The organism is Pseudoalteromonas sp. c7(2019), assembly GCF_011378625.1.
Classification (GTDB): domain Bacteria; phylum Pseudomonadota; class Gammaproteobacteria; order Enterobacterales; family Alteromonadaceae; genus Pseudoalteromonas; species Pseudoalteromonas arctica.
On the sequence record NZ_WTKS01000016.1, the window covers coordinates 24169 to 40351 of the forward strand.

Consider the following 16183-nt stretch of genomic DNA (forward strand, 5'->3'; position numbering starts at 1 on the left):
TGATGAATAAATAAATGAAAAAGTTTTATATATCGCTTCTAGGCAGTGCACTTTTATCTATTGTGGTATTGGGCTGGCTTATTGATGCTTTTAGTCAACAAGCGCATACCCCACAGGATGAATTTAGTCAGCAAAGTAAAATGATCATGGGTTTTAGCAAGCAGTTAGCTAACATACCCACATCTGAGCGCAGCGATTATGTAAAACAACTGGCGCTAGAGTTTGATGTTTTAATTGATTACAAACCTAATGAATCACTTGCTTTACCGCCTTCTTTATTATTACAAATGCACACGCCGGGTGGGCTGATTTTAGAAGATCAGCAAGGCTTTTATATGCTTTATAGCAGCGCTGTTTTAAATCCTTTTCACTTATCAATGCGTTTAGATAAAATTTTTGATAGCGAGCAACATAACGACATTATATTAACCTTACTCTTTTACGCAGGCCTATGTGTATTTATGGGGTTTATTATTGCGCCCTTAGCTAAACGATTAACCGTGTTAAATGAAGCCGCTAAAAAGTTTGCCTCTGGTAATGTTCAAGCCCGAATAAAAGTATCGCATTTTACTTACATAAAAGACGTAGAGCTTACCTTTAACCGCATGGCCAGCCAAATAGAGAAACTTGTCGCCGAAAACAAGCTAATGGCCTCAAGTTTATCTCATGATATACGCACCCCTATCGCGTGCCTGCGATTTGGTTTAGATGCGGCATTAGATAGCCATGATGAGCAAAAAGTAAAACAGTATTTAACCCGTATGGAAAATGATTTAGACCATATGGAATCGATGCTTAGTAGCTATTTAGCATTTGCTACTTTAGAGCAAAATGCTAATAAGCTGACCTATTCATCAACAAACATTAAGTCCTACCTTGAAGATATTTTAGTGCAACTTGCACCTAAGCTTGAAATGCAAATGCTCAACGTACAACTCAATAGTACCGATAAAATAATAAATGCAGATCTTCACTGGCTTGCTCGCGCAATTACTAATTTATTAACTAACGCATGTGATTTTGCAAGCCAACATATTTACTTAAGCGCAAAGTTACACGAGCAACAGCTTATGATAACAGTAGAAGATGACGGCCCGGGTATCGCTCGAGAAAATTTTAGTAATGTATTTAGCCCATTTTTTAGGGAAGAAGATCACCGTAACAGAGCTGATAAAAGTTACGGCCTTGGTCTAGCTATTGTTGAAAAAGTAGCCGACTGGCATCATGGCAGTGTTAAAGTAAGTAAAAGTACCCAGCTAGGTGGTGCGTGTTTTACTCTCACTATTGCACAGCATCATAATTCGTAAAGCAATAGTTACAGACTGTAATTAACAATTATTAAACAAAATCAACTCGTTATTTTAAACGACTCGATAACAACAATTAAAATCGATGGTTATAACACACACTTTACTTATTAAATTGTGCTAGATCAGCAAATAAGCACTTTTTATTTTTTAACATTTCCAGTAGATTGTCACCGCCGTCACACAATAGAGAAGTACAATAATATGAGCGCAGTTAGAGGCGAGTTCAGCTCTCGCTTTGGTTTTATTATGGCCGCCGCGGGTTCTGCCGTTGGTTTGGGCAATATTTGGGGATTCCCTACACAAACAGCAAGTAATGGCGGTGCTGCATTTTTAGTCGCATATTTAGTGCTTGCGTTCTTTTTAGCCTACCCCGCTTTAATGGCTGAACTTATGATTGGTCGTCATGGCCAAGCAAACGCGGTTTCATCACTTCAAAAAATATCTAATAAGCCATGGCAAAAACACTTTGCCTTTATTGTTGGTTTTGGCGGTATTTTATGTGCTGGCTTTATATTAAGTTTTTACGCGATTGTTGCCGGTTGGATGCTCAGCGCTACAGCTGAACCCATAGCTACTCTTGTCGGTGCCGACACAGCATCGACATGGCTAAGTGAACAATCACTTACCCGAAACATTATATTCACTCTCGTCTTTATCGTACTAACTGTCGCTATTATCAGTAGAGGCGTTGAGAACGGTATTGAAAAATGGTCAAAACGTTTAATGCCCGCTCTTTTGGGGATTTTATTTGCACTTATTGCTTATGTAATGACCCAAGATGGCGCAATGGAAGGTTTAAAGGCTTACTTAGTTCCTGATTTTTCGTCTATTTTTGACGCAAAACTATTAGTTAGCGCACTAGGACAAGCTTTTTTCTCTTTATCGCTAGGTACTAGCGTAATGATTATTTACGGCTCGTACATTAGCAAAAAAGAAAATCTTGTTTCTTTAGGTGCCTATGTAACCCTTATTGATGTATTTATAGCCTTTGTAGCGGGTTTACTGATTATTCCGGCTATGTATGTAGCGCAAGCTCAAGGCGTTGAAATATTCTCGGCCTCAACAGGTAAATTACTCTCTGAAGATACGTTAGTATTTCAGGTACTCCCTGCTTTATTTGATGGAATGGGCGAAGTTGGCTTATTTGTGGGCTTTTCATTTTTTGCGTTAATGAGTATTGCCGCTTTAACGTCATCTATTTCAATGTTAGAGGCGCCAGTATCATACACTGTAGAACGCTTTGGGATGAAACGCGTTCAGGCAACCTGGTTGATTGGAGCTTTAATTGCTATCGTTAGCATTACAATTGTGTGTAACCTTAGTAGCTTATTTGGCTTAGTGATTACTTTAACTACAAAAGTAGCTCAACCTTTGCTTGGCCTGATGTGTTGTATATTTGTAGGCTGGATTTGGTACAGAGGCTCATTACTTAAAGCAATTAAAGAAGGTAATCCTGAGGTCCATAACACATTGTTTTGGAAAATATGGCCTTGGTATACCAAGTTTGTGTGTCCACTTGCTATTGGTATGGTATTTTTACACTCACTCTTGAGCTAAATAATACCTTAAAATAGTCTTAAATTAAAATAGCCCACATTAGTGGGCTTTTTTATAGCTGCTTAAATTGGATTTATTTAGTGAGTTTTAAAATCATATCTTGATGAGGTATACCGTCTTCTAAATATTCACTTTTATAATCCTCAAAGCCAAAAGAGCGGTAAAAATCAAGCAAGTAAGTTTGTGCACCTATATAAATATCTCGCTCAGGCCATTGTGCTTTGCAGCAGTCTATAGCTTCAGTAATAAGTAAAGTAGCATACCCATTACCACGCGCTCCTTCACTCACTAGCACGCGACCTATTGCGCTGTATTGCTCACTTTTGTCATAACAACGCGCATAAGTTTGTAGTTGCCCATTATCCAATGTATATAAATGCTGTGTATTTAAAGCAATATCTACATCATCAATTTCAGGGTAAGGACATTTTTGTTCTACAACAAATACATTAACCCGCCCACGCATAATAGTAAAAAGAGTCTGTGTATCAAGAGCGTCAAACTGCTCACATTTAAACTGCATATTAAATCCTATAAGCAAAAAACCCAGCTTAGGCTGGGTTTATTAAAATCACTCGCTAGCTTAGTTAGCTTATACTAAGTAAATAAGCGCTCTAGCTGATCACACAACTGCGATAGATTCACATGATCGTGCTCTATGGTCAAATCTACATAACCATCGCCTTTAAAGGCTCTGTCTAGCTCTATAAGCACATGTGTTTTATGTGCCTCTGGTACAAACGATAATTCAATCTCCTGAATGCCAAATAAGCTGCGGCTATTAGGCTTATACTCAAGTTCTTGGTAACACCCAGATAATGACTGAAAAGTTGAAGCCCGTAAGTGGCCTTTTTCTACGTCAGCTTTCATTAAACTAAAACCTAACTTTTCCATCGCTTGCATACACGTTTTAACCGCTTCATTAGGGTAAATGTGTAAATGGTCTTTATCTGTTGGGTCAAGTGCTAAGTCTATATCTAGGCCTGTTTCTAGCCATACATGCGATTGATTATAACCTGCATTAATTTCTGTAATAGGTGTTTCAGAATGAAGACGTGCTTCAAAAGGGATGTTTTTAACTTCGCCTGGCTCAATTGTACCAATATCTGTAATTCGCCATTGCTCAATTACATGATTAGTAAAATAATCGCCATCATCACCCGCAACTTTAACACGAGTCATTAATAATAAATCTAAGCCTGCGATATCTTGGCTAACATCCCCTGCTGTGATAACTATTTGTGCGTTAAAAAGTTGACCTGGTTGTAGGTGTTCAGTTTCTAAAATAGTGTCTACTTTTGCAGCACCAATACCTACCGACGCTAAAATCTTTTTAAACATATCTCTCTCCTTAAGCTGAGCTGCTCTATTATTTGCTCCGGCTTAAACTTCTTCGTTATCGCATCTTAACCATATTTAAAAGCTAATGTCAGTGAAAAAATGTTATTTACATACTATTTACGATTAAATAAGTGTTTAATGCGCATTTTTCATACGCAGCAAGGCAAGTAATTGATTAGACGCGTTCATTTTTAGGTCTATTATATTTTCAATGGCATAAATTTTTCGTTACACTGCAATACCAAATGAAGTGATATTAAGAATTATGGAACTAATCTATTTTGCTGCCGCGTTTGTTTGTGGTTTTGCCGTTTATCAATTAAAACTACCTCCTCTTATTGGATTTTTATTAGCAGGCTTTGCTTTAAATTTATCGGGTTATAAAAGTACAGAGTTGCTCGATACAATTGCAGCCCTTGGCGTTACCCTTCTTCTTTTTAGTATTGGCTTGAAACTTAAAGTTAACAGTTTAATTAAACCTCAAGTTTGGGCACCTGCAACATTGCATATCATTTTTAGCAGTGCGTTATTTAGTGGTTTTATGCTGTTACTTGGCGTATTCGCTATTCCACTATTTGTTGATTTAAGTTGGCAAAGTGCTTTATTAGTTGGGTTTGCGCTTAGCTTTTCAAGTACTGTATTTGCAGTAAAAGTGCTTGAAGAACGCGGAGAAATGGCAAGCTTACACGGTAAAATAGCCATTGGTATATTGGTAATGCAAGATATCTTTGCTGTTATCTTTTTAGCTATTAGCACCGGCAAAGTCCCAAATTTATGGGCAATTGCACTAATAATTGCTTTGCCTTTATTACGACCTGTAATGTATGGCGTATTGAACCGATCTAAACATGGTGAACTATTACCATTGTTTGGTTTTTTCTTTGCTCTAGTTGCTGGTTATCATGCATTTGAATTTGCAGGCCTAAAAGGCGATTTAGGTGCACTAATAATAGGAATGATGTTTGCCCCTCACAAAAAAGCAGGCGAGCTATCAAAATCCCTGCTTAATTTAAAGGACATATTGCTAGTTGGCTTCTTCTTAAGTATTGGTTTGAGCGCAGAGCTAACCACTAACTCCTTGATTGTTGCTATTATACTTATTTTAGTATTACCCGTTAAAATAGCGCTTTATTATGTGTTCACTAATATATTTAAACTACGCGCGCGTACATCATTACTTACTGCTTTTAGCTTATCTAACTACAGTGAGTTTGGTTTAATTGTATGTGCAGTGGCTGCAACTACAGGCATGATCACCTCTGAATGGCTAGCTGTAATGGCAATTGCTGTTTCTATTACCTTTATAATTGCCTCCCCATTAAATAAACGTTCAAACGAGTTGTACGTCAAAATTGAGCACTGGTTATTAAAGTTCGAAAGCAAAACTCGTTTAGCTGAAGAGCTACCTGTTAACCTTAACGATACTAGAATAGTCATTTTTGGTATGGGACGTATTGGTACTGGTGCTTATGAGACTATCAACGCGACTCACCCAAATGTTGTTGCAGGTATAGATATAAAACCTGAGGTGGTAGATAAGCACGTTAACAGAGGCCGCAACGTCTTAATTGCTGATGCAACCGACCCTGACTTTTGGCAACGAGTAAATCACTCACAAGTAGAAATGGTTATGCTTGCGATGCCAAAGCATATGCAAAATATCTTTGCCTTAGAGCAACTACAAGCCTCTGGTTATAAAGGCCAAGTAACAGCTATTGCAAACTACCCTGATCAACAAAAAGAACTAGAAGAAATGGGTGTTCATTCTACTTATAACTTTTACCTAGAAGCCGGTAGTGGTTTTGCAGAGCACGTTAAACAAGAGCTATTTAACGAATAATTACTTTTTATAACGTCTATAAATAACAAGGCCTTAATCCATTAAGGCTTTGTTATTAGTTTTTAAATAAAAAGCAATTCTATTTACATTCCTTTACAAGCCAATTCACCACAACAATGAAAAACAGGTAGACTAACTGTGTTGGTTAAATAAGAACCCATGTTCTAATAATAACTTAATTAGATCCCAGCTAATTAAAGTTCAACTAGGTTTATATCAATCAACATAAAATTATTAAATCAGAGGGCCTACTCCCTCGCAAAATAGGCTGTTTCTTGCCCGTCACAGCCTATTTTATATCTCTAAAATCCCTTACACTTACGCATACTTTAAATACATAAGTAGTTTTTATGGATCCAAAACAACTAAAAATAGCGATAAATACTACAATGCCGTTTGGAAAATATGCAGGACGGCCATTGTTGTTACTCCCAGAGCCTTATTTAGTCTGGTTTAATCAGCAAGGGTTTCCTGACTCAAAACTAGGTAGTCAACTTGCGATGATGTATGAGGTAAAACTAAATGGCCTTGAGCAAATGTTAATGCCATTACTTGAAAAAAATAAAAATAGTTGAGAACTTTTTTAAGCACCTGCGGTCTATTATATTGCTACTTGTTGATTTTGGTTTTTAACCGCAAAAAAAGCGCCTTTAGGCGCTTTTTTTATGTCTTAAATTTGAGGGGTAAATATACAATAAATTTAGCACCACCTAAGCTTGAGCTTTCTGCTTTACACTCTCCTTGGTGCCACGACACAATTTTAGCAACTATAGCGAGTCCTAAACCAAAACCACCGGTATCCTTGCCTCTACTTTTATCTAGTCGAGTAAAAGGTTTAAATACATTTTCTCGCTCAGCGGGAGCTATCCCCTCCCCATCATCTTCAACAATCAATACGATGTATTTTGTCTCTTGTAGCAATGTAATTTTGACTTGTTTATGGGTATATTTGAGCGCATTGCCAATTAAATTTTGAAATACTCGCGCCATAAAGTGACTATCACAGTAATAATTTAAATGCTCAGGGAGGTTTACGGAGAGCGTTGTTCGGGCTTCAAAGTTTAGCTTTTCAACAGTTGTTTTTACCAGCCCAGCTAAGTCACAGTTTATTGGCTGTAAACTAGGTTGTTGAGAGTCTAATCGCGCGTATTCGAGCATTTCAGAAACTAGTGACTCAAGCTCGCTAATGTCTGTTTGCATGTTTATTAAGTATTTCTCACCTTTTTCGTCAAGCATTTGTTCTTGCAGCATTACAATTGCAAACTTTAAACGTGCTAGTGGTGTTCTAAACTCATGCGACACCGATGAGGTAAGTTCTTGCTGCGCACTAAGTAAAAACTCAATACGTTGCTGCATTACCTTTAATGTATCAGTAATAGGTAAAAAGAAAGACTTAGAAGAGTCATTTAGTTGAAAGTCTTGCAAACCCTCTACCGCTTCACACGCTTTACGTAGCTTTGCAAAGTCGCGCCATAGTAAAAAGCTCCACAGCCCAACAGGTATACCTACAATAATAAGTAGTAATAAATACGGCCAAACAGAAGATGATTCCTGCGTTAATACACCTACCGGTCCTACTTGAAGTAATGAATCATTACCGAGATCTACATACCAAACAATGCGTTGTTGCTTATCGTATAAGTATAAGTAGTGGTTTTGGTTGAGCTGCGATTGTTGTTTTTGAGGGAGTATTAAATCACGTCGTTCAATCACTTTACTTTCAAAGTTGTGCTTTAATTTTTTAAGACCATTTGGAGTTTGTGAGAGCAACCAGAGTGATTGCCCAAACTCATCATCTAAGAAGACCTGTTGTTGCGACTCTTCGTAAGGCCACAATTGCTCTATAACACCGCTTACTACAAACAAAGAAACGATGATATATAAATATAAGCTGGTAAACAGTTTTCCCATTAAAGCCGACTAACCTTAAATAGTTCTAAAGATCCCATGCATCAGAAACAAATAAGTAGCCTTGTCCCCATACAGTTTTTATACGATACGGCTTATCGCTGTTGTCGCCTAATTTTTTACGAATTCGTGATACGCGTACATCCACAGTTCTATCAAGTCCATCGTATTGGCGACCAATCATATGCTGGTGCACATGTTCTCGACTTAGTACTTCACCCGCATTTGACGCTAATAGCCATAGTAACTCAAACTCGTGCGAAGTTAATACAATCTCCGAATCACTTAGTTTTACAATACGACTTGTTTTATCAATGACTAAATCACCAAACTGGAGCTCTTCGCTTGATTTTACCATGGGTTGTCCACGACGCAGTAATGCATTAATTCGCGCTAGTAATACACGTGGCTCTGCTGGTTTTATTACATAATCATCAGCGCCAAGCTCTAAGCCAAGTACTTGGTCGAAATCTTCACCTTTAGCAGTCAACATTAAAATTGGTAGAGTAAATTTATCTCTTACTTGGCGGCAAACGCTAAAGCCATCTTTACCTGGCAGCATAACGTCTAAAATCATTAAATCGGGTGTATTGTTTTCTAAGTAATTAAACACTTCGTCACCACGGTCTAATACTTCGACTTCAAGGCCATTATGTTCAAGGTAATCTTTTGTTAGTTGTTGTAAACCGAGATCATCTTCAACAAGTAAAATTTTTGGCATTAGTTGCTCCTAAATTAAAAAAAGCTCCACGGAGAGCGAAGCCTACGCCTATTTTTTTTAGCATGGGCGCTTTGTACTTCAACCTGTGTTTTTGCTATTAACACACCCGTATGAGGATTGATTAAGGAGTATATGGTCTCCACCTGAACACGCGCTTTATAATTAAATTGCCCAGAAAGTTGTTGCTCCCAGCATTGAAGCCGTTGCTCTTGCTGATACAAACAGACATCACTGTAGGTGTTTAATTGCCATTTAAATTGTAAATCAAGATCGCAAAAACCCTGCTGTTCAGAGACAACGCAGACTTTTGGAGAAACGCTAAAAAAAGGGGTTTGTGCCACACTAAAACCACTAAAAAAAGTGGTAATAAAGACAACTAATATTAAATACTTCATATTAAAAAGTACGATCGAATCCTATAAATGCAGTCATTGAATAAGTACGTTCGAAGAGCGGACTGCCATCCATAGCCGAATAGTCGTAATATGCTACATGAAAACGAAGAGAGTCAGCCTTACTCAGAGGCCAACGGGCATCGATTTTAGCATAAGGTTGCCAACTACTACCAACGTCTATTTTGCCAAATTGAGTTTCACCCTCATTAAGTCCATAAAAATAGCTATTTAGTTCCGCAGATTTATAGTTTATTCCAAGTGTTGGCTTTATTTTGAGCTTTCCTATCACAGTATGATACTGCCACTGTAATGCTGCGCGTACACCTCGATAAACATCGGTTATATCATGCAGAGCCTGAACCGAAAAAACATGGTCTTCATTTACATAGTGATATGCAATACCCGCATCCAGTGCAATTTGCCGTTTATGTAAATTATCAATATCAACATAGCGAGAGGACGAGGCTTCATCTTGCATTACGAACTGATTGTTGAGAGCACTGCTTTGTAGTGTAAATACATTTTTAGGGTGCCAGTCTATAAAAAAGCGAGACTCAGAGTTGAGTTCACCAACTAGATTAAAGTGATGCTTAGGGGTTTGCAAAAATGAATAACCAAGACGGCCATTATCAAAAAACCATTGCTCTGCATAAAACGCAACTTGAGGAATAAGCACGAGCGGAATATTATCTCCACCATGCAAAGGGTTGGTTATAACTCCAGCCCCCACGCTTAAACTCAAATGCAGACGATCGGTTGTTATATCTTGCTCTGTATAATCGTCAGCATGCTTGCTTGCCTGTGTTGCTTGCACCGAAAGGCAAATAAACAAAGTGCTAAAACATAGAGCTGTTAATAATGAGAAGGCATACCGCATCAGCGTAAATCAAAGTATCAAAATAAGTGAGTTCCCCATACTAGCAAGGTCTTTTTAAACTAGCTCTAGCTGGTTACAATTATTCACAATTTGTATACAAAAATGTTAACTTTATGCTTTTCGGACTATTTATCTTTCAAGGTAGTTGTGTCTAAGGATTGTACTTTGAGTTGCTTGTGTAGTTTTTGACTAATAGTACTTTAAGATACTTTGAAAATGAGGCACAACGTAGCAAATGCAATTATTCAAATAAAAAATTACTAAGAGCTAACTCGCTACAGCTCTATTGGGTTTTACCTGCTTGTTTACCAAAACTGAAGTTGGATTAAATCGCCCTAAATTGAGCGGCTTTAACCCAAATAAATCAAAAACCTCTGGTACTTATTAAATATCAGGGGCTATTTCTATACGATTTCGTCCATGTGTTTTGGCAATGTATAAGGCTCTATCTGCACGCTCAACTAAAACAGAACTATTTGTAAATGGTCGTAAAATTGCTAAGCCAAAACTTGCTGAAATAGCACGTTTTGCAGTTACATCATGCTTTTTACGAATCGCCAATTTTGCTATTGCTAAACGAATACAATCTGCAAATGCTATTATATCGTTAATAGTGTCAAAGTAGGCTGTTATGCAAAACTCCTCGCCACCATATCTATACACATTTGCAGCTTCAGTTGTATTTTCTCTCACTTTTTTAGCAACTAGCCTAAGCACTTCATCACCCTTTTGATGGCCAAAATCATCGTTAAAGCGCTTAAAATGATCAATATCAAACATAATGAGTACGGCAAGAGAGTCTTCTTGCGCTTGCTCTGAGTATTCGAGGCAAAAGTTTACAATATCAGAATCAAACTTACCTCGATTATAAAAACCCGTAAGCGTGTCGGTATCGGCTGCTTCCTTTGAAATATTGAGTGCTTCTTTTAAATCTTTTATTTCATTGTAGGCAACGGCTAATTTAGTCTGAAACTCCCGAGCATAATCTTGCATTGCAATAGAATCGTCGGTTAAACGCTCAACACAACCTAGTATCTCATTGTAAGAGTTTACATCAACAAGCATATTTAATTCATTTTGTGAGTCAACTAAACTCGTCGTAAAGCTTTTAGAGTGATCAAGCGTTGTGCTTATATCTTGCTGAACTTGCTCCATAGTTGTATGAAATTTTTCAGTCATTTCTTGAAAAAAAACGAGATCGTCTTGCGTTAAATGTTTATCAAAAATTTCTTTTGCTTTGTCTTGTGAACATGTTTGTTGCAGAGCAATAACATGGTCTAACTCAGCATTTAATGAAGGTTTGTTTCCTTGAATATAACAGTACCAAATTGCATAGTTGATGGGTGTAACCGGCATTCGGTATTTTACCATCAAAGGAATCGCCTTTTTTAGGCATTGAGCAGAATGAGCAAGTGATACGGCGTGGTTCATAAATAAACTCTCAAGCGTCATTGTTTTTATTATTAGCGCTCAATGTTAAGTAATAGTAAACTTATACGCAACCTATATTCATACTATTTAACTAACTTGCTTATTCTCTGCGCGCATTAAATCGCTTTTGCATCTAAAGTTTGCGCAATATTCCACAAAGCACTGATTGCAGGGTCATTTAACTCTTTCCTTAATACTGCCAAACCAATATCAAACCCATCAGGCGCTTGCATTTTTGGTGTTAGTATTTGTACTTTATCTTGCAGCGGGCTGTTATCTAGCACTATTTTAGGGACCATTGCGACACCTAATCCTAAGCTCACCATAGATACCATTGCTTCGTGCCCAGCAACTTGTGCGTAAATTTTCCCGTGAATATTATTTTTGCGCCACCAGTGTTCTAACCTTTGGCGAGAAAAACCTTGTTCTGGCACTATAAATTCTAAATCAGACCAATTAATGTCATCACCATTCTGCGTTAGTTTTTGTGTGATCGGGCATTGAATTTTTGGTCCAATTAATAAAAGTGGAGAATGCCCTATATCTACAAAAGCAATTTGCGCCGGTAACTTATTTGGCTTAGCTGCAATAGCCATTAATTCATGCCCATCTAACACACGGTTTATAGCAAGTGCAGGGTCGCCTGTATTTAATGTTATTTCTATATACTGATGCTGCGCACGAAGCTGCTCTAATATTTGATGTAAAAAACTATAAGATGCAGTAACCGAGCAATAGATACTTACTTTGCCGTAAATATGTTGTTGTGGGTCTTTCACATTCGTTTTAAAACGCTGCCAATTAGCAAGCGTTGCTGTGGCGTAATCAATAAACGACTCACCCTCACGCGTTAATTTAACACTGCGGTTATCGCGTACAAATAATGCAACACCTACCTCTTCTTCTAAGTGTTTTATATTGCGGCTCAAAGTGGGTGCGCTTATATGACAAAGCTCGCTTGCGCGTCCAAAATGAAGTGTTTTAGCCAGTGCTAAAAAGTAGTTTAAATGTTTATGATCCATGCCAAACCCAGTATTTCATATTATGAAACACTTTAATTCAAATATATCATTTTACGCAAGCAACGATTTTACATATGGTGTTTGTAAGCGCAACAAACCTTGCGCATCTAACAAACATGACTTTATAGGACACTAACAATGGCGAATTATTTCAATACCTTACCTTTACGCGAACAATTAGCGCAATTAGCGCAATGTGAATTTATGGACGCAGGCGAATTTGCCGATGGCGTTGACGCACTTAAAGGTAAAAAACTAGTTATTGTAGGCTGTGGCGCACAAGGTTTAAACCAAGGCTTAAACTTACGTGACTCTGGTTTAGATGTTTCTTACACATTACGTGCTTCAGCTATTTCTGAGCGTCGCCAATCATTTTTAAATGCGTCTGAAAACGGCTTTACTGTTGGTACTTATGAAGAATTAATACCTACCGCTGACGTAGTACTTAACTTAACGCCAGATAAACAACATACCGCTGTAGTAAGTGCAATTATGCCACTTATGAAAAAAGACTCTACACTTGCTTACTCTCATGGTTTTAATATTGTTGAAGAAGGCATGCAAGTACGTGAAGACATTACTGTAATCATGGTTGCGCCTAAGTGTCCTGGTTCTGAAGTACGTGAAGAATACAAACGCGGTTTTGGTGTACCAACTCTGATCGCAGTTCACCCAGAAAATGACCCTCAAGGTCTTGGTTTAGCACAAGCTAAAGCGTATGCAGCGGGTACTGGCGGACATCGCGCAGGTGTACTTAAATCATCATTTATTGCTGAGGTTAAGTCTGACCTAATGGGCGAGCAAACCATTTTATGTGGCATGTTACAAACTGGCTCTATTTTATGTTTTGATAAAATGATAGAAAAAGGCGTTGATGCGGGTTATGCATCAAAACTAATTCAATACGGCTGGGAAGTAATTACCGAAGCACTTAAGTACGGCGGCGTTACTAACATGCTTGACCGCCTTTCAAACCCAGCAAAAGTAAAAGCGTTTGAACTAAGTGAAGAGCTAAAACTAATTATGCGCCCGCTTTATAATAAGCATCAAGATGACATCATCGACGGCACTTTCTCACGCACTATGATGGAAGACTGGAATAACGATGACGTAAACTTACTTAAATGGCGCGCAGAAACAGCAGAAACTAACTTTGAAAAGACCCCTGCTGGCGATGTAGAAATCTCTGAACAAGAATTTTTTGATAACGGTATTTTAATGGTAGCAATGGTTAAAGCAGGTGTTGAACTTGCATTTGAAACCATGACAGCAGCAGGCATTATCGAAGAGTCAGCTTACTACGAGTCATTACACGAAACGCCATTAATCGCCAATACTATTGCGCGTAAAAAGCTTTTTGAAATGAACCGTACTATCTCTGATACTGCAGAATACGGCTGTTATTTATATAACCATGCATGTTTACCATTACTTGCTGATTTTATGAAAAACGTTGATACAGACATTATCGGTAAAGGTCTTGGCGAGCACAGTAACCAAGTTGATAACCAAACATTAATTCAAATTAACGCTGCATTGCGCGAACACCCAGTTGAGAAAGTAGGTGCTAAATTACGTGGCTACATGTCAGCAATGAAAAAGATTGTTTAACCCTAAACAATAAATGTTTCGCTTGTTAGAAACCAAGCCCGTATGCTTTTTGCATGTGGGCTTTTTTATGCCTGTTAATAAAACTTTAACCAATCTGGTATATCTTTGCCTATTCTGCTTAGCCAATATTTAGTTCCAAATAAATAATGTGCTAATATGTTTTTCTATTTAGTTGTAAAATTAATTAATATCATGACGATACAAAATCTTTCGATCACTCAAAAAATCACAGCTTTAGGTAGTGTTATTGCTATATGCGTAGCCGCACTGATTGGTTTGACTTCCCTACACAGCTCAGAGGATATTATTGAGCGACGTATGATTGAGTCAGAGCTCCCTAGTAAACTGCAAACAATCAGCAATCACATAGGCGGTGAAATCAACGAGTTACTCGGTGCTGCTCAGCAACTATCATCAAACGAATTTATTTTACAATGGGCTCAATCAAACAACCAAGACGATACATTACTATTAAAAGAATTAAATCGCGTTGCCCAGCAATACGATTTAGCCACAGCATCTTGGGCAAATAGAGACACTGCACAGTACTGGAACCAGAATGGGTTTTTGCGTGTGTTAAAAAACGATGCAGCCGATGGCTGGTTCTTTGCTTTTAAGCAATCAAAACAACCTTACTCTATCAGTATTTATCAAGAGTCAGCCAATGATGTGAAAATGTTTGTAAATCATCAGCAGGCTAATGGTACTGGTTTAGCAGGTCTTGCAAAAAGCATCACTGATATGCAAAAGCTATTACAGCAATTTAAAATTGAGCAAACAGGCTTTGTATTCATTGCAGATAAAAATGGTTTGATTCAGCTTCATAAAGATGCAAGTAAAGTAGCTAAAGCAAATATTGATGATTTGTATACTGCAAATATCCACAGCCAACTATTTAATAGTAATGGCTTTGCACTAGAAGAAATTAATTTAAATGGCGAACCGACACTTGTAGCTGCTATGCCTATTAAAAACACCGATTTATATGTTGTAGCTCAAGTGCCAAAAAGTGAAGTCTTCGCAAGCGTAAACACCCTGCAATGGCAAATATTTACTTTTACGGTAATTACAGCATTAGTTGCGAGTTTAATCAGTTATTTGCTTGCTCGCTCACTTTCATCTCCACTTTCTAAAATGGCTGAGTTATTTTCACGCCTAGGCTCAGGCGATGCAAATTTAGCGTACCGCTTACCAGAATCGAGCCAACCAGAGCTTAACAATCTAAGTAACGGCTTTAACCAGTTTATAAGTAAAATAGAAACAGCGATTACTCAAGTTGCCAGCGAAAGTCACGATATTAGAAAAAGCTCTGATCATGTATTTGAACAAGCAAAACGAAACTCTCAAGCAATAGACAACCAAAAAGAACAAACAATATCTGTCGCAGCAGCAATCAACGAAATGGGCGCTACAGTACAAGAAATAGCGCAAAGCGCAGCAAATACAGCTAAGTTAACCGATAACAGCCGCGAAAACACCATTCAAAGTCACAAACAAGTACTCCAAAGCCAAGCAACTATATCAGCCCTTGCCAGCGATATTGATGGCATAACAGAGCAAGTTACTTTGCTTTCTAAAAAAACGGTTGATATTGCAAGTATTGTTGACTCAATTAGAGGCATATCGGATCAAACTAATCTACTTGCTTTAAATGCTGCAATTGAATCTGCTCGCGCAGGTGAACACGGACGCGGCTTTGCTGTTGTTGCTGATGAAGTACGTGCACTGGCAAACCGTACATCGCAATCAACCACCGAAATTCAATCTATGATTGAAGAGCTTACAAAAATATCTGATGATGTAGTTAATGATATTAGCCAATCGAAAGATAAAGCTCAGCAAAGCGTTGGTGCAATGCAAAGCTCTGTTGAATTACTTGATACGATAACCGAAACAGCAAATCAAATAAACGATATGGCTACGCTTATAGCGACTGCAACTGAGCAGCAAAGTAATGTGGTTGCCGATGTAAGTCGTAATATTGAGCAAATTAGCGAAATTAGCGATAAAGCAATGAGCGAACAAATCAATACAGAGCAAGCGATTCGCGACTTAGCCAACAGTGCACAAACACTTGATGCGCTTGTAGCTACCTTTGAAAAGCATCGCTAAGCGACTCTAATATTACACGCCAGCTATGAGCATAAGCTATATTCGAAGATAGTTTTTG

14 protein-coding genes are annotated in these 16183 nt (G+C 37.9%); 6 read left to right on the forward strand and 8 right to left on the reverse strand.

Features of this window, described 5'->3' with window-relative positions:
- The first annotated feature begins 14 nt into the window (after window positions 1-14).
- Both GQR38_RS16250 and GQR38_RS16255 read left to right on the forward strand, forming a co-directional pair.
- On the forward strand, window positions 15-1307 hold the full coding sequence (locus tag GQR38_RS16250; RefSeq protein ID WP_165721600.1) for an ATP-binding protein: 1293 nt from the start codon (window positions 15-17) through the stop codon (window positions 1305-1307).
- A 204-nt stretch (window positions 1308-1511) separates the two neighbouring features.
- Entirely contained in the window at window positions 1512-2867 is a 1356-nt protein-coding gene (locus GQR38_RS16255) for a sodium-dependent transporter (RefSeq protein ID WP_165721599.1), read from the forward strand.
- A 73-nt stretch (window positions 2868-2940) separates the two neighbouring features.
- Here the strand turns inward: GQR38_RS16255 and GQR38_RS16260 are convergent, their stop codons facing one another.
- Window positions 2941-3390, reverse strand: coding sequence for a GNAT family N-acetyltransferase (locus GQR38_RS16260; protein WP_165721598.1), 450 nt, complete (start codon window positions 3388-3390; stop codon window positions 2941-2943).
- Between the two features lie 74 nt (window positions 3391-3464).
- On the reverse strand, window positions 3465-4208 hold the full coding sequence (locus tag GQR38_RS16265; protein ID WP_007586609.1) for a sporulation protein: 744 nt from the start codon (window positions 4206-4208) through the stop codon (window positions 3465-3467).
- Between the two features lie 265 nt (window positions 4209-4473).
- Between GQR38_RS16265 and GQR38_RS16270 the strand changes: the two genes are divergently transcribed.
- Window positions 4474-6048, forward strand: coding sequence for a cation:proton antiporter family protein (locus tag GQR38_RS16270; protein WP_007586608.1), 1575 nt, complete (start codon window positions 4474-4476; stop codon window positions 6046-6048).
- A 350-nt stretch (window positions 6049-6398) separates the two neighbouring features.
- Complete coding sequence (locus tag GQR38_RS16275; protein WP_101216204.1) at window positions 6399-6623, forward strand: DUF3820 family protein; 225 nt, start codon at window positions 6399-6401, stop codon at window positions 6621-6623.
- Between the two features lie 88 nt (window positions 6624-6711).
- Here the strand turns inward: GQR38_RS16275 and GQR38_RS16280 are convergent, their stop codons facing one another.
- From GQR38_RS16280 to ilvY, 6 genes are all read right to left on the reverse strand, one after another.
- Window positions 6712-7959, reverse strand: coding sequence for an ATP-binding protein (locus GQR38_RS16280; protein WP_165721597.1), 1248 nt, complete (start codon window positions 7957-7959; stop codon window positions 6712-6714).
- 25 nt (window positions 7960-7984) lie between these two features.
- The gene (locus GQR38_RS16285) at window positions 7985-8677 is read right to left on the reverse strand and encodes a response regulator (RefSeq protein ID WP_007584133.1); all 693 of its coding nucleotides are present in this window, start codon (window positions 8675-8677) and stop codon (window positions 7985-7987) included.
- Window positions 8678-8691: 14 nt separating this feature from the next.
- Window positions 8692-9072 carry a DUF3019 domain-containing protein gene (locus tag GQR38_RS16290; RefSeq protein ID WP_007584132.1) on the reverse strand — a complete coding sequence of 127 codons (381 nt, stop codon included), beginning with the start codon at window positions 9070-9072 and terminating at the stop codon, window positions 8692-8694.
- Window position 9073: 1 nt separating this feature from the next.
- Window positions 9074-9886 carry a MipA/OmpV family protein gene (locus GQR38_RS16295; protein WP_024608151.1) on the reverse strand — a complete coding sequence of 271 codons (813 nt, stop codon included), beginning with the start codon at window positions 9884-9886 and terminating at the stop codon, window positions 9074-9076.
- Window positions 9887-10333: 447 nt separating this feature from the next.
- Window positions 10334-11380: a GGDEF domain-containing protein gene (locus GQR38_RS16300; RefSeq protein WP_180961421.1), complete on the reverse strand. Its 1047-nt coding sequence runs from the start codon at window positions 11378-11380 to the stop codon at window positions 10334-10336.
- A gap of 116 nt (window positions 11381-11496) precedes the next feature.
- Window positions 11497-12402: an HTH-type transcriptional activator IlvY gene (gene ilvY, locus GQR38_RS16305; RefSeq protein WP_007584128.1), complete on the reverse strand. Its 906-nt coding sequence runs from the start codon at window positions 12400-12402 to the stop codon at window positions 11497-11499.
- Window positions 12403-12540: 138 nt separating this feature from the next.
- Here ilvY and ilvC point away from each other — a divergent pair, with 138 nt between their 5' ends.
- Both ilvC and GQR38_RS16315 read left to right on the forward strand, forming a co-directional pair.
- Complete coding sequence (gene ilvC / locus GQR38_RS16310; protein ID WP_121955330.1) at window positions 12541-14013, forward strand: ketol-acid reductoisomerase; 1473 nt, start codon at window positions 12541-12543, stop codon at window positions 14011-14013.
- A 192-nt stretch (window positions 14014-14205) separates the two neighbouring features.
- On the forward strand, window positions 14206-16125 hold the full coding sequence (locus tag GQR38_RS16315) for a methyl-accepting chemotaxis protein (protein ID WP_033026896.1): 1920 nt from the start codon (window positions 14206-14208) through the stop codon (window positions 16123-16125).
- Window positions 16126-16183: the final 58 nt, after the last annotated feature.